The following is a 19,397-nucleotide window of genomic DNA, read 5'->3' on the forward strand; positions in this document are numbered from 1 at the left end:
GTGTCAGTGGAGGCGCATTATAGGGAGTTATTTCAGGCTGACAAGAGGAAATTTAAAATAACTTTCTGAGTGCGCGTTATTTCACCAAAACTGTCTTTAACATGCCATAAAATAAGCAATCTGCCGTTTTTGCAACCGCAATCACACTTCCTGATGGCATACTAATGAATAAGAGAAAGAGTAAGGAAGAACATTCATGCCTTTAAATGCCCAACAGCTAGCCGCACAGAAAAACCTTTCCTATGTTCTGGCCGAAAAGCTGGCTCAGCGAATATTAAAAGGTGAGTACGCGCCAGGCGCCATCCTACCAGGTGAAATAGAACTGGGCAGCCAGTTCGGTGTGAGCCGTACAGCGGTAAGGGAAGCGGTAAAGACATTAACGGCAAAAGGTATGGTATTACCGCGCCCGCGTATTGGTACTCGCGTTATGCCACAAGCAAACTGGAACTTTCTCGATCAGGAACTGCTCACCTGGTGGATGACGGAAGATAATTTCCCTCAGGTCATCAAACATTTTCTGGTGATGCGCATTAGCCTGGAGCCTCAAGCCTGTTTACTGGCGGCGACTATCGGCACAGCAGAACAAAAAGCACATCTGACTACGTTAATGGAAGAGATGGTCGAGCTGAAAAGGAACTTTAAGCGCGAGCGCTGGATTGAGGTTGATATCGCCTGGCATGAGCACATCTATGAAATGAGCGCGAATCCATTTCTGATCTCCTTTGCCTCGTTATTCCATTCCGTTTATCAGACCTATTTTACCTCTATTACCTATAACGACGTGGTAAAGCTGGATTTGCATCAGGCTATTGTCGATGCCATAGAGGAGAGCGATGGCGATCGCGCCTTCACCGCCTGTCAGGCATTGCTGATAGCTCCTAACGATCTCCCGGATAAATAACATGCCTGAAAAGAAATCGCGCAGTATGGCCGGACTGCCATGGATCGCAGCCATGGCCTTTTTTATGCAGGCATTAGACGCCACCATCCTTAATACTGCGTTACCCGCCATCGCGCACAGCCTCAACCGCTCCCCACTCGCCATGCAGTCTGCCATTATCAGCTACACCCTGACGGTAGCGATGTTGATCCCGGTAAGTGGCTGGCTGGCTGACCGCTTCGGCACCCGACGTATCTTTATGATTGCCGTGAGTCTGTTTACTCTGGGTTCACTTGCCTGTGCACTCTCCGGCTCTTTAACCCAACTGGTTATTTTCCGCGTGATACAAGGCATTGGTGGTGCAATGATGATGCCGGTTGCCCGCCTGGCGCTATTACGCGCCTACCCGCGCAGTGAGCTGCTCCCGGTCCTTAACTTCGTGACTATGCCGGGACTGGTGGGACCCATTTTAGGTCCGGTCCTGGGCGGAGTACTGGTCACGTGGGCCAGCTGGCATTGGATCTTCTTGATTAATATTCCGATTGGCATCGCCGGCATCTTCTACGCCCGCAAATATATGCCTAACTTCACGACGCCGCGCCGCCGTTTTGATATGACTGGCTTCTTTCTCTTTGGTCTGAGTCTGGTACTGTTCTCTAGCGGAGTAGAGTTGTTCGGTGAAAAGCTTGTCGCCAGTTGGGTCGCTCTCAGCATTATTCTTGGCAGTATTTTGCTGCTGCTCGCTTACATCCGCCACGCGCGCCGCCATCCCACACCGTTAATTTCTCTGCCAATCTTTAAGACCCGCACCTTCTCGGTCGGTATCGCGGGAAACCTTGCCACACGTCTGGGAACGGGGTGTGTCCCTTTCTTAATGCCGCTGATGTTGCAGGTAGGCTTTGGCTACCCGGCGCTAATAGCCGGTTGCATGATGGCGCCGACGGCGCTGGGATCTATTCTGGCGAAATCGATGGTGACGCAGGTTCTGCGTCGTCTTGGCTACCGCACCACGCTGGTCGGCGTCACGGTATTTATCGGCCTGATGATTGCGCAGTTCTCTTTGCAATCTCCCGCGATGCCAGTCTGGATGCTGATCCTGCCGCTGTTCATTTTAGGTATGGGAATGTCCACCCAGTTTACTTCAATGAATACCATTACCCTTGCGGATCTAACCGATGATAATGCCAGTAGTGGCAACAGCGTGTTAGCCGTCACGCAGCAGCTGTCGATCAGCTTAGGGGTGGCGATTAGCGCCGCCGTACTGCGTGTCTATGAAGGCATGGAAGGAACCAATACGGTAGAACAGTTCCACTATACCTTTATTACGATGGGCGCGATTACGGTGATATCAGCGCTGATGTTCATGCTGCTAAAAGCCAAAGATGGCCGCAACCTGATCAATGATCGGCATAAGTCTAAACCGACCCCCGCACCATCAGAACAGGAGTAAGCTGCAGGCGCTGTTGCTGTAAAGCGGGCTGCGCCATGCGGTGGATTAATACGTCGATGGCCAGCTCACCCAGTTCATCTTTCGGTTGGTGGATAGTGGTGAGCGGTGGCGTCATGTAGCGCGCCAGTTCGATATCATCATAGCCCACGACCGCCATATCCTGCGGAATGCGCAATCCTGACTGATACAGAGCCTGATACGCCCCCACAGCCATTGCATCATTGCCCGCAAAAACGGCCTGTGGTCGCTGGTTATGTGACAACAGCGTTTGCATGGCTTCAAACCCACCGCCGAACTCAAAATCACCGGTGATCTCATAGCCCTGAGGAATATCCAGCCCTGCACGCTTCATCGCTTCCCGGTATCCCTCCAGCCGCAAACGTGCCGGCGTTTTATCCAGTGGACCGGTAATACAAGCTATGCGCGTAAAACCCTTATCAATGAGATGCTGAGTTGCCAGATCGCCACCCAGTAGGGAATTGTCCTGAATCAGGTCACTTTCCCCTTCAAAGGGTGACCAGTCCATCATCACGGTGGGAATAGAAGGGTAGCGCTGCATGATCTCCATGGAAGGCTGATGGGTTTCGGTGCAGAGCAGCAGTAAGCCGTCCACCCGCTTTTGCATCAGTGTCTCCAGATTACGATTCATGCGCTGTTCATCGCCTTCGGTGTTGCACAAAACCAGACTGTAGCCGCGCTCAAAACAGCTGCGCTCAACGCCGCGTACCAGTTCTGAATAGAAGGGATTGGTACTGGCTGTGATTAACATGCCAATGGTGCGAGTCTGATTCAACTTGAGGCTACGCGCCAGCGCGGAAGGCGCATAGTTAAGCTCTTTAATCGCAGCGTCAACTTTTCCGGTGATAGCCTCGCTGACAAAGCGATCTTTATTAATGACGTGAGAAACCGTCGACGTGGAAACACCCGCCAGGCGGGCAACGTCCTTCATTGTAGCCAAGCGTTACCTCTGCTGACCTAAAAACGCCTCAATTTCTTCGCGCCACGGAACGGAAGGTTGTGCACCTTTACGCGTTACCGCAATCGCCGCGGCCGCATGCGCAAAGCGAATCGCCTCAGGCAACGGTGTCTCTTCCAGTAACGCGGTAATTAACGCACCGTTAAAGGTATCACCGGCAGCGATGGTATCAACGGCGTCCACTTTAAAACCAGGAACACGATGACCTTCACCGTTTACGCTAGCCCACACACCACGACTTCCTAAGGTAATCAGTACGGTGTGAATTCCCTTTGCGTGCAGCGCCAGCGCTGCTTTAGCGGCATCTTCATCGTTTTCTACCCGGATCCCGGTCAGCTTTTCAGCTTCCGTTTCATTCGGGGTAATGATATCTACCAGCGACAGCAGTTCGTCAGGGAGTTCACGAGCCGGAGCCGGATTAAGCGCGACCGTCGTATTATGTCGACGCGCAATTTTTGCCGCAGCCAGTACGCTTTCAATGGGCGACTCTAACTGCATCAGTAAGGCCGAGGCCTGCGCAATACGGTCATGTTGAGCTTCCACTAACGCAGGAGAAAGTGCGGCATTCGCCCCGGCATGAATAGCGATAACGTTCTCGCCTTCTGCGTTAACAAAAATCAGCGCCACGCCGGTCGCTTCGCCAGAAATCACGCTAACAGGCGCAATATCGATGTTATCGCTGGCTAATTGTTTACGTACACGCTCACCAATATCGTCATCTCCTGTACAGGCAATGAAGGCGATATTCGCACCACTACGACCCGCAGCAACCGCCTGGTTCGCGCCTTTTCCGCCAAATGCGACCTGATAGTGGCTACCGGTTACGGTTTCGCCAGGTGTCGGAAAAGAGTTAAGGTTAAGGATGTGATCGGCATTAATGCTGCCAAGTACAACGAGGTTGCCTGCGGTTTTCATGTTCGGAATTCCAAGTCAAAGTGCGCCACCGGGTTAGGGTGGCGCGTGCCCTGCTTTTCTTTTTACGCTTTCATCTTCAACGCTCTGAGGATGGCGTATTTATGTCGCCATCAGGTCGCGAGCGGCCTGAATCGCTATTACTGCTTGATGACCAGCTTCAGGTCAACTGGATATTTAGCCTGAACCTTCTCGCCCTTCAGTACCTTATCCGCAATATCAACGCCTTTCGCGCCAATCTGATCCGGTAACTGAGCGATGGTCGCAGCCAGTTTGCCATCATTTACCGCTTTTTCGCCATCAGGCGTACCGTCAAATCCAACCACCATCACATCAGATTTACCCGCCGTTTGCAGAGCACGCAGCGCGCCCAGTGCCATTTCATCGTTCTGAGCAAATACGGCCTGCACATCAGGATGTGCGGTCAGCAGGTTCTGCATAACGTTCAGACCTTTGGTACGGTCGAAATCTGCCGGCTGGCTAGCCAGCACGTTAAATTTGTGTGCCGCAACGGCCTGCTGGAAACCTTCGCCACGCTCACGCGCCGCCGATGTTCCGGCAATACCCTGCAGTTCGATAACTTTCGCACCTTCGCCTGCTTTCTTCGCGATGTAGTCACCGGCAATTTTACCGCCCAGCACGTTATCAGACGCAATATGGCTGACAACGTCCCCTTTGGTTGCCTGACGGTCCAGGGTGATCACCGGAATTTTCGCCTGGTTAGCCATCTTCACGGCATTACCCACGGCATCGGAGTCGGTTGGGTTAATCAGCAGAATTTTGGTTCCACGCACGGTTAAGTCCTGAACGTTCGCCAACTCTTTCGCCGGGTTGTTCTGCGAGTCCAGAATCACCAGGTTATAACCCAGCTTATCGGCTTCTTTTTGCGCCCCATCCTTCAGAGAGACAAAGAACGGGTTGTTAAGGGTAGAGACCACCAGCGCAATGGTATCTTTTGCCATCGCATTCGCGCTCACGGTGGCACTCAGCGCAACAGCAGAAACCAGGGTAGCCAGTTTTTTCATGTTCATATTTAAGATGTCCTGTAGTCGTTGTTACTGCTTTTTGTTGTCTACCAGTACCGCCAGCAAAATGACCACTGCTTTAACGATCATCTGGTAATAGGAGGAAACACCTAACAAATTCAAACCATTATTGAGGAAACCGAGAATCAGTGCGCCGATCAGCGTACCAACAATACGTCCTTTACCGCCAGCCAGGCTGGTGCCGCCTAATACCACCGCCGCGATAGCATCCAGTTCATAGCCGGTACCCGCCGTCGGTTGCGCTGAGGAGAGACGCGCCACTTCAATGATGCCTGCCAGCGATGCCAGCAGCCCACAGAGTGAATAAACGATAATTTTGATCTTATTGACGCTGATACCGGACAGACGCGTTGCCGCTTCGTTACCGCCCAGCGCATAAATATATCGGCCCAGACGGGTATGGTGCAGCATGTACCACGCGGCCAGGAAGACAATCCCCATGATCCATACTGGCGTTGGGACGCCTAACGGACGACCAATACCAAACCAGCCAAACAGATCGGCATTGTCGGTAAAGCCGGTGTTTACCGGACTGCCGTTGGTGTACACCATGGTGACGCCGCGCAGCAGCAGCATCATCACCAGCGTGGCGATAAACGCCTGCACGCGGCCTTTTGCCACAATAACGCCAGTCACGGCACCAACCGCCGCACCTAACGCCAGCGCAGCGGCAACGGCCACCAACGCGTTGACTTCAAGACCCACAATCGAAGCAGCAACGGCACCGGTAAGCGCCAGTAGCGAACCCACAGACAGATCGATACCCGACGTCAGAATAACCAGCGTCATACCAACGGCCATGATGGCGTTAACCGACGTTTGCTGGAGAATGTTGAACAGGTTATTAACGGTAAAAAAGTTGGGGCTCATGGTGGAAACAATCGCGATCAGCACTAACAGAGCGATGAGCGACTTTTGCTCCAGAAGCCATGCTTTAGTGAAATAACGGCGACCAGAAACAGCCTGGGTAGTCATCTTTTTTACTCCTGATTCACGCGATTAAGCTTGCCCACAGCGGCAGCCATTAATACTTCCTGAGTGGCCTGCTCGCGAGTGAATTCACCGCCGAGATGCCCTTCATGCATGACGATAATGCGATCGCTCATGCCCAATACTTCTGGCATCTCCGAAGAGACCAGAATGATGCTCAGCCCATCAGCCTTAAACTGGTTGATTAGCTGGTAAATCTCTTTTTTAGCCCCAACGTCCACGCCGCGCGTGGGTTCATCGAGGATCAGCACTTTGGGCCGGGTCATCAAACCACGCGCAATCGCCACTTTTTGCTGATTGCCACCGGAGAGCAGGCCGATTGCCTGTTCCATCGAGGGCGTTTTCACATTGAACAGACGGATAAAATCGCCCACCGCCTGCTGCTCATCTTTGTGTTTCAGACTGCCGCCCGCACGGCTGAAGTAACGCAATGCGGTCAACGACATGTTCTCTTTCACCGACATGCCCAGCACTAAGCCGTCGCGTTTGCGGTCTTCAGAAATATAGACGATGCCGTTGGCCAGCCCATCCTGTTCAGAACGCGTAACCACTTCATGCCCGTCAAGCGTGACGTAACCACTGGTGCGCGGCAGCGCGCCGTACAGCACTTTCATCAATTCGGTACGTCCAGCACCCATCAGACCCGACACGCCAAGGATCTCACCTTTACGCAGCATGAATGACACATCATGCACTCCAGGGCCGCACAAGTTATCGACCTTCAGGCGCACATCGCCAGGTGCTTTATCCAGCCGCGGGTACTGATCTTCCAGCTTACGTCCCACCATCATTTCAATGAGTGAATCTTCGGTCAGTGAGGCCACTTCACGTTCGGCAATAAACTGCCCATCGCGGAACACCGTCACATCATCACAAATTTCGAAAATCTCTTTCATGCGGTGAGAAATATAGACAATGCCGCGTCCCTGAGATTTCAGTTCACGGATCACGCGGAACAGGGATTCGGTTTCGGTATCCGTCAACGCATCCGTCGGTTCATCCATAATGATGACCCGGGATTCAAAGCTCAGCACTTTGGCGATTTCAACCATCTGCTGATCGCCAATCGATAGCTCACCGACCAGCTTGTCGCTTTTAAAACGCAGATTAAGTTTAGCCAGCAACTGGTCTGCTTCGGCATACATCTTCTTCCAGTCGATTTTGCCAAAGCGATTCACAAACTCACGGCCGAGGAAAATGTTCTCGGCGATGGTGAGTTGCGGGATCAGGTTCAGTTCCTGGTGAATGATGCCGATCCCTGCTTCCTGAGAGGATTTAGGACCGTTAAAGGTGGTTTCTTTCCCCAGCCACAATAACGAACCGGCATCACGAGTGTAGATACCAGTCAGGACTTTCATCATGGTGGATTTGCCCGCGCCGTTTTCGCCCACCAGCGCCATAACGCGGCCGGAGTAAACATTCAACGCGGCGCCGGATAGCGCTTTAACGCCCGGGAACGCTTTATCGATCCCTTTGAGTTGCAGTAGTGCGTTCATGATGGCCTCAGAACGTGACGCCAGCACAAAGAATGATATTCGCATACGGAGAACATTCTCCGCTGCGAATTACCGNTTTTACGCCCGGGAACGCTTTATCGATCCCTTTGAGTTGCAGTAATGCGTTCATGATGGCCTCAGAACGTGACGCCAGCACAGAGAATGATATTCGCATACGGAGAACATTCTCCGCTGCGAATTACCGCCTGACTGTCTGCGGTTTGTTTTTTGAATTGTTCATGCGTGGTGTAACGAATTTCTATGGTATTTCCCTGGTGTTGTTGCAGTTGCTCAATGTGGCTGAGCAACGTTTCGTGGAGTTGCGGATTATGTTGTTTGATTTCCGTCGCGAGAATGGCCGACTCGACCTGCATTTCACGCGTGACCACATCCAGTACCTGCATAAAAGAAGGTACGCCCTGGGTTAATGCCATATCGATACGCGTAGTACTATTTGGGATGGGTAAACCCGCATCACACACCACCAGCGTATCGGTATGCCCCAGACGGGAGATCACCGATGAAATTTCAGAGTTGAGTACCGTGCCTTTCTTCATTTTCTTTCCCCACTAGCGAAACGTTTCGCTGGTGATAAGTTTAGTCTGAAGAATGCACATAAAACCACCATGACGTTACGAAAATGTGATCGTCATCGAAACGTTTCGCAAGCCGTATCATCAGAAGAAAGGAAAATGTGAGGGGGAAAACAAAACGCCCCCTTTCATGAAGAAAGAGGGCGTCGGTAACGTTAAATCTCGACCTGCGTCCCGAGCTCAATCACCCGGTTAGGTGGGATCTCAAACTGGTCCGGTGCACGTAGCGCATTGCGCTGCAACAGCAGATACAATTTGCCGCGCAGGCGTAAATACCACGGACGTTTGCCGACAATCAGCGACTCGTGCGACATGAAGAACGAGGTTTCCATCATCCGACAGCTTAGGCCTTCCAGCCCGCAGCGATGGAACACTTCCTCTACGTTTGGTGTTTCGCGCCAGCCGTAGCTGGCCACCACGCGCCAGAAGGTCGGCGACAGCTGCTCAATTTGCACCCTACGCACATTATGAACATACGGCGCATCTTCTGTACGCAGCGTCAGCAGGATCACGCGTTCATGCAGCACCTTGTTATGTTTGAGGTTATGCATAAGCGCAAACGGGATGACATTCATGGCACGGGACATATACACCGCTGTGCCAGGCACGCGTACCGGCGGCGATTTCTCCAGAGAAGCAATCATCGCCTCCAGAGAATTACCGTGTTCATGCATACGACGCAGCAGACGGAAGCGCTCGCTTTTCCAGGTGGTCATGATGGTGAACATCACCAGACCCAGCGTCAGCGGCAGCCAACCACCAGAAATCAGCTTATCAAGGTTCGCGGAGAACAGCGGGATATCAATGCACAGGAAGGCCACCAGAATCAGGAACACAAAGTATTTATTCCAGTGCCAGTTTTTGCGCGCCACGGTTGTCGACAGAATAGACGTCAGCACCATCGTCCCCGTCACCGCAATACCGTACGCGGCGGCCAGGTTACTGGAGTGCTCAAAGCTGACGATCACAATCACCACGGCGATGTACAGCATCCAGTTGACGAACGGAATATAGATTTGCCCTGACTCCATCTCTGAAGTATGGATGATACGCATCGGCGACAGATATCCCAGACGTACCGCCTGCCGCGTCAATGAGAATACGCCAGAGATCACCGCCTGCGAGGCAATAACCGTGGCCAGCGCGGCAAGGATCAGCAGGGGAATCAACGCCCAGTCCGGTGCCAGCAGGAAGAACGGGTTTTTGATCGCTTCCGGATGTTTTAACAGCAATGCACCCTGGCCAAAATAGTTCAGCACCAGCGAAGGTAACACTACAGAGAACCACGCCAGGCGAATGGGGAACTTACCAAAGTGGCCCATATCCGCGTACAGCGCTTCAACGCCGGTGATCGACAGCACCACCGCGCCCAGCGCAATAAAAGACAGCGTTTTATATTCGAGGAAGAAATGCACCGCCCACATTGGGTTTAACGCCTGCAGCACTTCCGGGTTAGCAATAATGCTACGTACGCCCAACACCGCCAGTACCAGGAACCAAACCAGCATAATAGGTGCAAAAAGCTTACCCACGGTACCAGTACCGTGCTTTTGAATCATAAACAGCAGTGTCAGGACAATAATAGAGAGCGGAACAATCCAGGTATCCAGTTGCGGTGCCACGATCTCCAGACCTTCGATCGCCGACATCACCGAAATGGCCGGCGTAATCACCACCTCACCATAGAAGAAGCTGCCGCCTATCAACCCCATAATGACCAGCATTGAGGTCGTTCGCGCCGACGTATTACGCCCGGCCAGTGACATTAGCGTCAGGATCCCGCCTTCTCCGGCGTTATCCGCACGCATGACAAACGTCAGGTACTTGATGGAGACAACAAAGATCAGCAGCCAGAAAATCAGCGAGAGAAAACCAAACACGGCATCACGTTCAACGCCAAAACCGAACTGCCCAGACAAACATTCACGGAGTGTATAAAGTGGGCTGGTACCAATATCACCGTAGACAACCCCAATAGCTGCAAGGGTAATCGCAGACAATGATTGCTTATTATCAGTGCTCATAGACTCGTCTTTCGTTTATACACGTCATTCTTCAGGCCGCTTCCATTGGCTTCACTCGTTATTCCGCCCATCCCAGGAGATAACTCATTTACCGTCTTCGTGCAGCTTGATTGATTTGGTGTATATATAAGAAATGTGTGCGTAGTCCCTTGGCCCACAAAAAGGCGCACAGTATGCACGATTAATCGCAAAATCGTACCCCTAAATGAGACCAGATTAATCTGGCTCAAAGAAAAATAAGCGCACCTTCAGTCTATTACTGCACTGGTGTGAAGCATCTATACTCGCAGTTTACGCAGTACATTTGGCGAAAGGACGCCACTTCATTATGGCTCACCCACATTTATTAGCGGAAAGAATTTCCCGTCTGAGCAATGCGCTGGAAAAGGGACTCTATGAACGTAGCCACGCCATTCGTCTGTGCCTGCTGGCGGCGCTTAGCGGTGAGAGTGTGTTCTTACTCGGCCCGCCAGGGATCGCAAAAAGCTTAATTGCACGTCGGCTGAAGTTTGCGTTTAAAAATGCGCGCGCTTTCGAATATTTGATGACGCGCTTCTCCACGCCAGAAGAAGTCTTCGGCCCGCTATCTATTCAGGCCCTGAAAGATGAAGGGCGCTATGAGCGCTTAACGGCGGGTTATCTTCCCGAAGCTGAAATCGTTTTTCTGGATGAAATCTGGAAGGCGGGCCCGGCCATCCTCAACACCCTGCTGACCGCCATTAACGAACGCCACTTCCGCAACGGCGCGTTTGAGGAAAAAATCCCGATGCGTCTGCTGGTGGCGGCCTCCAACGAACTGCCTGAAGCAGACAGCAGCCTGGAAGCACTGTACGACCGTATGCTAATTCGCCTGTGGCTGGACAAAGTGCAGGACAAGGCCAACTTCCGCTCCATGTTGTTAAGCCAGCAGGATGAAAGCGACAACCCTGTTCCGGCAACGTTACAGGTGACCGATGAAGAGTATTACCAGTGGCAAAAAGATATCGGCACCATCACGCTTCCCGATCGCGTCTTTGAGTTGGTCTATACGCTGCGCCAGCAGTTGGATGCACTACCCAACGCTCCTTACGTCTCTGACCGTCGCTGGAAAAAAGCGATCCGCCTGTTGCAGGCCAGCGCCTTCTTTAGCGGACGTGATGCGGTTGCGCCTATCGATCTTATCCTGTTGAAAGATTGCCTGTGGTACGACGCACAAAGCCTGAATCTGATGCAGCAGCAGATTGAAATATTGATGACCGGACACGCCTGGCAGCAGCAATCAATGCTAACGCGCCTCGGCGCGATTGTGCAGCGCCGCCTCCAGTTACAGCAGCAACAGAGCGATAAAACCGCCTTTACCGTTATTCGCCAGGGTGGGATGTTCAGCCGTCGTCCACATTATGATTTACCTGCAGACGTTAATACGGCGGTAGTGACGTTGCTGCTACAAAAGCCTTTAAAACTGCATGATATGGACGTTATTCATATTGCGTTTGAGCGTAGCGCGCTGGAGCAGTGGCTGACCAAAGGCAGTGAGATCCGCGGCAAGCTAAACGGCATAGGCTTTGCCCAGACGCTGAATATGGAAGTCGACAGCGACCAGCACCTGGTCGTGCGCGACGTCAGCTTACAAGGCTCCCGCCTGGCACTTCCGGGTTCATCGAAAGAGAATATGCCCAGCGAGATAAAAGAGCAGCTTGAGGCGCTCGATACCGAGTGGCACCAGCAGCACCGCGGGTTTAGCGAACAGCAAAAATGTCTGTTTATCCATAGCGACTGGTTAGGCCGGATTGAAGCCAGCCTGCAAGACGTTGGCGAGCAGATCCGCCAGGCACAGCAATGCTGACGCTTGATACGCTGAATATCATGTTGGCGGTAAGCGAAGAGGGGATGATCGAAGAGATGATCCTCGCGCTGCTGGCCTCCCCACAGCTGGCGGTTTTTTTTGAAAAATTCCCCCGGCTAAAGAAGGCGATAGCAAACGATCTTCCCCGCTGGCGCGAGGCATTACGCAACCGTCTGAAAGATACCCGCGTACCGCCGGAACTGACGGAAGAAGTGATGTGCTACCAGCAAAGTCAGCTCCTTTCCACCCCGCAGTTTATCGTCCAGTTACCGCAAATATTAACGCTACTGCACCGGTTACATTCCCCCTATGCCGGGCAAGCCCAACAATTGGTTGATGGCAACAGTACATTCACTCCCGCGCTGCACACGCTGTTTTTACAACGCTGGCGTTTAAGCCTGGTGATTCAAACCACCACGCTGAATCACCAGTTGCTGGAAGAAGAACGCGAACAGTTGCTCAGTGAAGTTCAGGAACGTATGACGCTGAGCGGACAGCTGGATCCGGTGCTGGCGGAAAACGACACCGCCGCAGGCCGTTTATGGGACATGAGCGCAGGTCAAATCAAGCGCGGCGATTACCAGTTGATCGTGAAGTACGGTGATTTCCTGACGCAGCAGCCCGAACTCCAACGCTTAGCCGAACAGTTGGGACGCTCCCGGGAAGCCAAATCGGTTCCGCGGAAAGATGCGCCAATGGAAACCTTTCGCACGCTGGTACGCGAACCCGCCACCGTCCCGGAGCAGGTTGATGGCATCCAACAAAGCGACGATATTCTGCGTTTACTCCCTCCGGAGCTGGCGACCCTTGGCATCACCGAACTGGAATATGAGTTCTATCGGCGGCTAGTGGAAAAACAGCTGCTGACATACCGCCTGCATGGCGAAGCCTGGCGTGAAAAAGTCACCGAGCGCCCGGTCGTGCATCAGGATTTTGACGAGCAGCCTCGCGGGCCATTTATTGTCTGCGTGGATACGTCGGGTTCAATGGGAGGATTTAATGAGCAGTGCGCGAAAGCCTTTTGTCTGGCGCTAATGCGCGTGGCCCTTGCCGATAACCGCCGCTGCTACATCATGTTATTTTCGACTGAAGTTGTGCGCTACGAACTGTCTGGTCCACAGGGCATTGAGCAGGCGATCCGTTTCTTAAGCCAGCGTTTTCGCGGCGGTACGGATATTGCCAGCTGTTTTCGCGCCATTATTGAAAGGATGCAGGGACGGGAGTGGTTTGATGCTGACGCGGTCGTGATTTCGGATTTTATCGCTCAGCGATTGCCTGATGAAGTAGTGAGTAAAGTTGGGGAGTTACAGCGGGTGCATCAACACCGTTTTCATGCGGTTGCGATGTCAGCCCATGGCAAACCCGGCATCATGCGCATTTTCGATCATATCTGGCGCTTTGATACCGGGATGCGAAGCCGCCTGCTCAGACGCTGGCAGCGTTAATACTTACAGCAGGGAGTCGACGCTTTCACGGACCTGCGCCGGCCATACGCCGCACTGTACCTGACCAATATGCGGCAACTGCAGCAACAACATGGTCAAACGTGACTGACCAATACCGCCGCCAATGGTCTGCGGCATTTCGCCACGCAGCAGCGCCTGGTGCCATTCCAGACTCAGGCGATCTTCGTCGCCCGTCAGGGAAAGCTGGTGTTTCAACGCATCGGCATCCACACGGATCCCCATGGAAGACAGTTCAAACGCATCTTCAAGAACCGGGTTCCAGACCAGAATATCGCCGTTCAGACCGGCGTAACCCAGCTCGGAAGCCGAACTCCAGTCATCATAATCCGGCGCACGTACGTCATGACGATGACCATCGCTGAGCTTGCCGCCGATCCCCACCAGGAATACCGCACCCAGATCTTTCGCGATGGCACGTTCACGCCCTTTGGCATCAAGATCCGGATAACGCGCTAACAGCTCCTGGCTGTGAACAAAATGGATCTGCTCTGGCAGGAACGGTGCCAGACCAAATTCTTTGCTTACCGCCGCTTCGGTCGCCTTAATTCCCGCCCAGATAGCCTCTACCGTGCTTTTCAGGGTGGAGAATTGACGCTCACCATCGCCCATAACGCGCTCCCAGTCCCACTGGTCCACATAGACCGAGTGAAGCGGAGAGAGACGGTCTTCATCCGGGCGCAGGGCTTTCATGTGCGTGTACAGCCCCTCACCCGCGCTGAAGTCGTGTTGTCCCAGCGTTTGACGCTTCCACTTCGCCAGTGAATGCACCACTTCGAACTGGGCGTCTGGCAAAGCTTTCACTTTCACCTGCACCGCTTTTTCACAGCCCGACAAGTTATCCTGCGTGCCATCTCCTACACGGCTCAGGATCGGTGCCTGGACTTCAATCAGCCCAAGACGCTCTTCCAGTTGGCGAGAAAAGTGAGATTTCACGAAGCTAATTTGACGTTGTTTGGCAATGTAAGCGGTTTTCATTATGTTTACTCCTGTGTCCTGTTGCCTATGATTAAGCAACAGAATGCGGTCAATATTCAATAATCAACAAACAAAAAGCCTCATTAGATTTTAATTCGTTAAAATAAACCGCTAAAATAGAGCGAGTCATCAATCTACATAAGAAAAACCTATGGAAAATTATCAGATCGACAATCTGGACCGCGGCATTCTCGACGCCCTAATGGAAAATGCCCGTACAGCCTACGCTGAACTGGCTAAACAGTTTGGTGTCAGCCCGGGGACGATCCACGTGCGCGTAGAGAAGATGAAACAGGCAGGGATCATTACCGGGGCGCGCATTGACGTCAGCCCCAAACAGTTGGGCTATGACGTTGGCTGTTTTATCGGCATCATCCTGAAAAGCGCGAAGGACTATCCGTCCGCATTGGCCAGACTGGAAAGCCTTGATGAAGTAACCGAAGCGTATTACACCACCGGGCACTACAGCATCTTTATTAAAGTCATGTGCCGATCCATCGACGCCTTACAGCAGGTACTTATCAACAAGATCCAAACAATCGATGAAATTCAGTCCACTGAAACCTTGATCGTCCTGCAGAACCCGATCATGCGGACCATCAAGCCGTGAAACCAGGTCTGTTACTACGTACTTGTACTCAGCGTCTGCGTCATCCCAGTCACTAAATCCTGAACCTTATGAACTTCACCTTTATAAGCAGTTTTTGGTTCAACCAGATAAATAACGCGGTTGGATGTAGGTTGCGCACCAATGACTTTGCCTTCCGCTGAGATCAGTTGCAGCTTTTTATTCGCTAAATTTCCGCAGTAGATCATACGGTAGCGGAAATAACCTCCCCATGGTTCACGCCCACCAAGCGCACTTTGCATAAACCATGCTCGGGAATCGTGAATCTGATCGTCATAAAGGGCCAGTAAATCAGCTCGAGGTGGGGTACGAATGCCAGTTCCAAGCGTATCGATAAATAGCTGGCAATATAAACGGTCACCGTCCTGCTTAATTTCCTGATATTCAGCGTCTTCATCATCACCATTAATCAGGAAGACCGCATGTTGGGGAATAACATCAAGAACAACCTGTTTGGTTTTTTCCATGAAGCTGCCATTAATATCGCGTCCCCACTGCTTATAGTCGCTCTGGAATTCACGGGCTGCCTCTCGCAGTTGGTACTGTGCGTTAGTCGGATCAAGATCGGGGATGCCTTGATCACTTTCATCCTCGGTCTGTTTACCTGCCCGCTTTTCTTTAATATCTTTCATTTTGTCATCATGCGTTTCAGCCTCATTTTCAAGTCCGGCTTCATCCAGCTGAGGCGCATTTTTATAGAAATATTGCGCGGTAAGGCTGCCATTAGCATAACGACCAATACGCCAGGCGGTTATCCAGCCTATTTGTTCAATAACTGCGCTTTCAAGCGTCTGGGAAAGCTGATAGGGGTGATAACCTTCCTGATTTTTATCAGCCTCTTCAGTTCCTTGTAAGGTGGTGTTTAGTAGGGTTTGTCGCCAGATGTTGAAGCGTTTTGCAAGTTCAGAATCAACGTCAAACTCCAAAAGTGAATTACCATCCATCACCCTTAATGGTGATATATCTTTTATTAACTTGGAGACAGAAGATGGTTGAATAGCGAGTGGAGCACCTGCATCAAATGCAGCAAGATACATATCATGCAAAACAACCTGAGAAAGAATTTCGCTTGTGCCACCACACTATTTTCCCTGATCACGAGCTGGGTAGCCACCTCCGACATCAGAATGCATACCAGGGTAAACGACCTCTAGAGTATTAGAGTGATAACTGCCATCTGGGCGACGAATAGAGTCCAGAGGAAAGCACAAACGCTGCTCATGGGCAGCCACAAAGTGGCGACAACATTTAATCAGACCAGAAAATTTGCTTTCATCAGGCAGTTGCTGGGTATTGTCAGCCCATCCCATATGGCCAGCAGCTCCTGGCAATACGTGAGCAGCACCGACAGAAGCAACAGTATCCAGCAAACCTAAAAATTCGATGCTGACTGGCAATCCTGCCAGCGTTAATTGCTGGCTTTCACTCTGCATTGTTGGCTCTGGCAACTGAGTTAACCAGTTAACAAAAGTCCGCGCTTCTGCAGCTCCACGGGAAAAACCGTAAATAAATAACTTCATATTTAGAAGGTGCGGTTTAGCTTGCTCAAGCTGCGCCTGTAATTTTTTAAGGAACGGGTTAATAACATTACGGCGGTTCACCTCACCGGTAATTGGCCAGTGAGCACGCATATCCGGCAGAAACCCTTTAGCAACACTATCATCCAGTCGCTTATGCGCAGGATCGATGGCGTAACTCATCGCATCAACCAAGCGCAATAACCCCCAGTTAATTCGATCTTCACCGCCAGTAGCTAATGCCAGACCATCGCTACTGTAATCCATCTCTCCAATCTTCGGAAAAGGAGTACCCACGCCCGGAATATAGTAACGAAAGTATCCATCGCCATCCGCGTCCTGATATGTTGCATGATAAAGTTTGGCTATGTTCGTTGGGTGTGGTGGTTTAGCCTTATGAGTGTCATTATGTTCATTATTCCCCGTCCCATCAAAAAATAGGCTAATATGCAAATTCTGACTGCACGTAAAGCCCAGCCTGACCCCAACCTGAGCACTAAGTCGATTATTAAAATCCTCAGTCTCTTTGATCTGTTTTTTATAATTCGCATTTACCTGTTCTTCAGACAGTATCAATCGCCCATCTTCAGGAAACTCAGGTGGTGCGAAGCAGGGAAAAACCAGATTTATTTCACTGGACATATTGCAGGTTCCTTCATATTTCTAGGCTCTTTGATTGGATAGGTAGGGGTGCCATACCCCTCACAAACTGTTGTCACTTTGACCTGATTACATGGCAGAAAATGCACTGTTAATCCGCAACGTTCAGCACCATATTTAGGGATATTAATAATCGCATTGTACTTTTGAAAACTATGTTCAAGAGTCTCTTTCCAAGCATTATATTTTTCTCTATCTTTGTAACCGGGAAATTGAGAAGCAGTACGAGGATCAACCTCCCACTCAATATGAGCTTTTAAATCTGGAGTCCATTTTTCTGGTAACAGAATGCAGCAGTACCCCCCCCCTAAACCGGGAACATAGTAACCATTCACCGAAAAGCCATTAATGCCGATATCTTTAACATGATTGATAGCACGAATATCACCAGCGGTATAACCCTCATTATCCGCCCGTGAACATCCTGAAACCACCATTAAAATAAGCCACAAAAAACCTGTTATGACTGACTTCATATTCGAAAAGTGGATTAACTCATCAGACATATTGCAGGCCTCTTCATATTTAACAGTTCTTTTATAGAGATAATTCATTCCCGCAATAGCCAGAATGAAATCTAGTTACCCTAATTGGTATAAAACAAATAAAATACATGGTTACTCTTCGAAATCCCGCAGCGCACCGAAATATGCGGTATCATTAGCCCTGATGGCAATATCCAGACAACACAAAAAATATTTCTCCTGACTAATTTCGCTAACCGCTTTCTCTCTCATCAGAGTCTCGGCATCACTGATGCACCCCATAAATCCCACCTGAGTATCATCAACTCTGCTTATATCCGGTTTGTCAGCCAGCATTCGCTCGGGTAAATAACTCCCCACTTTCCATGCAATTTCGCCATCACGGTTTATCCAAGTCCAGAACAGCGCAATATCCGTAAAGGCCTTCTGCTGCTCGTCAGTCAACACGTGTGTAAACAGAGAAGGAAAAACCCGATTATCGTAGTAACGTAGCAGCCCAGTCTGCTCTTCCCACTGAACCTGCGATAGCGCCTGAAGATGGCGACTCAATAGATCAAAAGCGAGGGGAGATATCAGTAAAGTAAAGCGCGGTGTATCGGCAAAATACTCCGCCAGTTTTTCCAACCACATCCGGTGGCTGCTGAGTACGAAATGTAGGCGTATGACTATCGGGGAATACGCCATCGTTCCCGATTCCGGCGTTCCTCTAAACAAAGCAAACCAACGAGGGGCTGGAGACAACTGACGCATCGTGTTCTGTAAAGATCGGTCGGTTCCAGCTTGGTCTACTAGCACGTCAATATAGTCCAGTCCGGAAGCTGTGCTGAATGATTCAGCCTGCCTGAACCACATCTTATATTTGCTGATATTTGTTGTCCGTAACGATTCTGTTGTCATTGCCTTTCTCCCTTATCTACGCGGCACAAAAGCGGCGGCGGCTTCCTGTGCCTTTTTCAGACACTCCTGGCACACTGACTTGTCAGATGTTCCCCTATCTTCGTTATCATTCTGCTCAGCATTTTTATTGTTATCGTCTGGCAAGGTCTTCAGAACAGCAGGTCGTTGTGTCTGAACCGGCGTCCCCGGACTTCCCCCGCTGTTCAGGTTTATCTTCGGCCCCGTGATGTCCACGCCACCGGGATGGATCACCACAAACGAACCGCCCACTTTCAGGCTTATCTGGCTGCTGCTCTCCAGCACGATGTCGCCCCGGACCTTTATCTCCAGCGCACCCGCCACCTTCCGCGCCAGGTCGCCCTTCACCTCCAGGCTGTGGCTGCCTTCCACCAGGCTGATATGGTCCCCGCTGGTTTTATGCTCCTGCTTTCCTTCCACCGTCACTTTCCGGTCATTTGCCACGTACAGCCCGTCGTCATGGCTGATACTGACTGTCCGGTCATTCTTCACTTTCAGCGTCTGGTCGTTGCGCACCGTGATGCTGCGGTCATGCGCCACGGTGATGGTCTGGTCATGC

At 51.3% G+C, this 19,397-nt stretch carries 16 protein-coding genes and 2 pseudogenes; 5 read left to right on the plus strand and 13 right to left on the minus strand.

Features of this window, described 5'->3' with window-relative positions; translation table 11 throughout:
- The first annotated feature begins 196 nt into the window (after positions 1 to 196).
- Together FDX22_RS19360 and mdtD are read left to right on the plus strand one after the other, a co-directional pair.
- Positions 197 to 901, plus strand: coding sequence for a FadR/GntR family transcriptional regulator (locus tag FDX22_RS19360; RefSeq protein ID WP_096758963.1), 705 nt, complete (start codon positions 197 to 199; stop codon positions 899 to 901).
- Between the two features lies 1 nt (position 902).
- The gene (gene mdtD / locus FDX22_RS19365; RefSeq protein WP_096758964.1) at positions 903 to 2,330 is read left to right on the plus strand and encodes a multidrug transporter subunit MdtD; all 1,428 of its coding nucleotides are present in this window, start codon (positions 903 to 905) and stop codon (positions 2,328 to 2,330) included.
- On the opposite strand, the gene rbsR is transcribed toward mdtD, so the two are convergent.
- From rbsR to kup, 8 genes are all read right to left on the minus strand, one after another.
- Positions 2,296 to 3,288 carry a ribose operon transcriptional repressor RbsR gene (gene rbsR, locus FDX22_RS19370; RefSeq protein ID WP_096758965.1) on the minus strand — a complete coding sequence of 331 codons (993 nt, stop codon included), beginning with the start codon at positions 3,286 to 3,288 and terminating at the stop codon, positions 2,296 to 2,298. The two genes, mdtD and rbsR, sit on opposite strands and share 35 nt — an antisense overlap.
- 3 nt (positions 3,289 to 3,291) lie before the next feature.
- On the minus strand, positions 3,292 to 4,221 hold the full coding sequence (gene rbsK, locus FDX22_RS19375) for a ribokinase (protein ID WP_115259866.1): 930 nt from the start codon (positions 4,219 to 4,221) through the stop codon (positions 3,292 to 3,294).
- A gap of 137 nt (positions 4,222 to 4,358) precedes the next feature.
- Positions 4,359 to 5,249 carry a ribose ABC transporter substrate-binding protein RbsB gene (gene rbsB / locus FDX22_RS19380; RefSeq protein ID WP_096758967.1) on the minus strand — a complete coding sequence of 297 codons (891 nt, stop codon included), beginning with the start codon at positions 5,247 to 5,249 and terminating at the stop codon, positions 4,359 to 4,361.
- A gap of 24 nt (positions 5,250 to 5,273) precedes the next feature.
- Positions 5,274 to 6,239 (minus strand): ribose ABC transporter permease, encoded by a 966-nt coding sequence (rbsC, locus tag FDX22_RS19385; RefSeq protein ID WP_096758968.1) that lies wholly within the window; start codon positions 6,237 to 6,239, stop codon positions 5,274 to 5,276.
- A gap of 5 nt (positions 6,240 to 6,244) precedes the next feature.
- On the minus strand, positions 6,245 to 7,750 hold the full coding sequence (rbsA, locus tag FDX22_RS19390; protein WP_146717644.1) for a ribose ABC transporter ATP-binding protein RbsA: 1,506 nt from the start codon (positions 7,748 to 7,750) through the stop codon (positions 6,245 to 6,247).
- A 7-nt stretch (positions 7,751 to 7,757) separates the two neighbouring features.
- Complete coding sequence (locus FDX22_RS32670; protein ID WP_146717645.1) at positions 7,758 to 7,925, minus strand: RbsD/FucU domain-containing protein; 168 nt, start codon at positions 7,923 to 7,925, stop codon at positions 7,758 to 7,760.
- On the minus strand, positions 7,888 to 8,307 hold the full coding sequence (gene rbsD / locus FDX22_RS19400) for a D-ribose pyranase (RefSeq protein WP_061075803.1): 420 nt from the start codon (positions 8,305 to 8,307) through the stop codon (positions 7,888 to 7,890). Before rbsD ends, FDX22_RS32670 begins: the two co-directional genes overlap by 38 nt.
- Before the next feature lie 191 nt (positions 8,308 to 8,498).
- A complete protein-coding gene (gene kup, locus FDX22_RS19405; protein WP_115259869.1) occupies positions 8,499 to 10,367 on the minus strand; it encodes a low affinity potassium transporter Kup in 1,869 nt (622 codons plus the stop codon).
- Between the two features lie 328 nt (positions 10,368 to 10,695).
- Here kup and ravA point away from each other — a divergent pair, with 328 nt between their 5' ends.
- Together ravA and viaA are read left to right on the plus strand one after the other, a co-directional pair.
- Positions 10,696 to 12,192: an ATPase RavA gene (gene ravA, locus FDX22_RS19410; RefSeq protein WP_096758971.1), complete on the plus strand. Its 1,497-nt coding sequence runs from the start codon at positions 10,696 to 10,698 to the stop codon at positions 12,190 to 12,192.
- Entirely contained in the window at positions 12,186 to 13,637 is a 1,452-nt protein-coding gene (gene viaA / locus FDX22_RS19415) for an ATPase RavA stimulator ViaA (protein WP_117342610.1), read from the plus strand. Before ravA ends, viaA begins: the two co-directional genes overlap by 7 nt.
- 3 nt (positions 13,638 to 13,640) lie before the next feature.
- Here the strand turns inward: viaA and asnA are convergent, their stop codons facing one another.
- On the minus strand, positions 13,641 to 14,633 hold the full coding sequence (gene asnA, locus FDX22_RS19420) for an aspartate--ammonia ligase (protein ID WP_096758973.1): 993 nt from the start codon (positions 14,631 to 14,633) through the stop codon (positions 13,641 to 13,643).
- A gap of 151 nt (positions 14,634 to 14,784) precedes the next feature.
- Here asnA and asnC point away from each other — a divergent pair, with 151 nt between their 5' ends.
- Positions 14,785 to 15,243: a transcriptional regulator AsnC gene (gene asnC, locus FDX22_RS19425; protein ID WP_135912813.1), complete on the plus strand. Its 459-nt coding sequence runs from the start codon at positions 14,785 to 14,787 to the stop codon at positions 15,241 to 15,243.
- A gap of 14 nt (positions 15,244 to 15,257) precedes the next feature.
- Here asnC and FDX22_RS32675 read toward each other — a convergent pair.
- The 4 genes and pseudogenes from FDX22_RS32675 to FDX22_RS19445 form a co-directional block, all read right to left on the minus strand.
- Positions 15,258 to 17,420 (minus strand): annotated as a pseudogene (locus tag FDX22_RS32675) (DUF2235 domain-containing protein).
- The gene (locus FDX22_RS19435) at positions 17,405 to 17,914 is read right to left on the minus strand and encodes a DUF3304 domain-containing protein (RefSeq protein WP_168246988.1); all 510 of its coding nucleotides are present in this window, start codon (positions 17,912 to 17,914) and stop codon (positions 17,405 to 17,407) included. The pseudogene FDX22_RS32675 and the gene FDX22_RS19435 overlap by 16 nt, the downstream one beginning before the upstream one ends.
- 141 nt (positions 17,915 to 18,055) lie before the next feature.
- Entirely contained in the window at positions 18,056 to 18,820 is a 765-nt protein-coding gene (locus FDX22_RS19440; RefSeq protein ID WP_135912815.1) for a DUF4123 domain-containing protein, read from the minus strand.
- A 12-nt stretch (positions 18,821 to 18,832) separates the two neighbouring features.
- A pseudogene (locus FDX22_RS19445) lies at positions 18,833 to 19,397 on the minus strand (hypothetical protein); the annotation flags it as partial.

The sequence above is a fragment of the Citrobacter sp. TBCS-14 genome, assembly GCF_005280805.1.
Classification (GTDB): Bacteria; Pseudomonadota; Gammaproteobacteria; order Enterobacterales; family Enterobacteriaceae; genus Citrobacter; species Citrobacter gillenii.

Bases quoted from the DNA above. Each gene is read 5' to 3' on its own strand.
- mdtD (WP_096758964.1), top strand. From the start codon at position 903: ATGCCTGAAAAGAAATCGCGCAGTATGGCCGGACTGCCATGGATCGCA.
- rbsC (WP_096758968.1), bottom strand. From the start codon at position 6,239: ATGACTACCCAGGCTGTTTCTGGTCGCCGTTATTTCACTAAAGCATGG.
- ravA (WP_096758971.1), top strand. From the start codon at position 10,696: ATGGCTCACCCACATTTATTAGCGGAAAGAATTTCCCGTCTGAGCAAT.
- asnA (WP_096758973.1), bottom strand. From the start codon at position 14,633: ATGAAAACCGCTTACATTGCCAAACAACGTCAAATTAGCTTCGTGAAA.
- FDX22_RS19360 (WP_096758963.1), top strand. From the start codon at position 197: ATGCCTTTAAATGCCCAACAGCTAGCCGCACAGAAAAACCTTTCCTAT.
- kup (WP_115259869.1), bottom strand. From the start codon at position 10,367: ATGAGCACTGATAATAAGCAATCATTGTCTGCGATTACCCTTGCAGCT.
- FDX22_RS19435 (WP_168246988.1), bottom strand. From the start codon at position 17,914: ATGAAGTCAGTCATAACAGGTTTTTTGTGGCTTATTTTAATGGTGGTT.
- rbsB (WP_096758967.1), bottom strand. From the start codon at position 5,249: ATGAACATGAAAAAACTGGCTACCCTGGTTTCTGCTGTTGCGCTGAGT.
- asnC (WP_135912813.1), top strand. From the start codon at position 14,785: ATGGAAAATTATCAGATCGACAATCTGGACCGCGGCATTCTCGACGCC.
- rbsD (WP_061075803.1), bottom strand. From the start codon at position 8,307: ATGAAGAAAGGCACGGTACTCAACTCTGAAATTTCATCGGTGATCTCC.
- FDX22_RS19440 (WP_135912815.1), bottom strand. From the start codon at position 18,820: ATGACAACAGAATCGTTACGGACAACAAATATCAGCAAATATAAGATG.
- rbsA (WP_146717644.1), bottom strand. From the start codon at position 7,750: ATGAACGCACTACTGCAACTCAAAGGGATCGATAAAGCGTTCCCGGGC.
- viaA (WP_117342610.1), top strand. From the start codon at position 12,186: ATGCTGACGCTTGATACGCTGAATATCATGTTGGCGGTAAGCGAAGAG.
- rbsK (WP_115259866.1), bottom strand. From the start codon at position 4,221: ATGAAAACCGCAGGCAACCTCGTTGTACTTGGCAGCATTAATGCCGAT.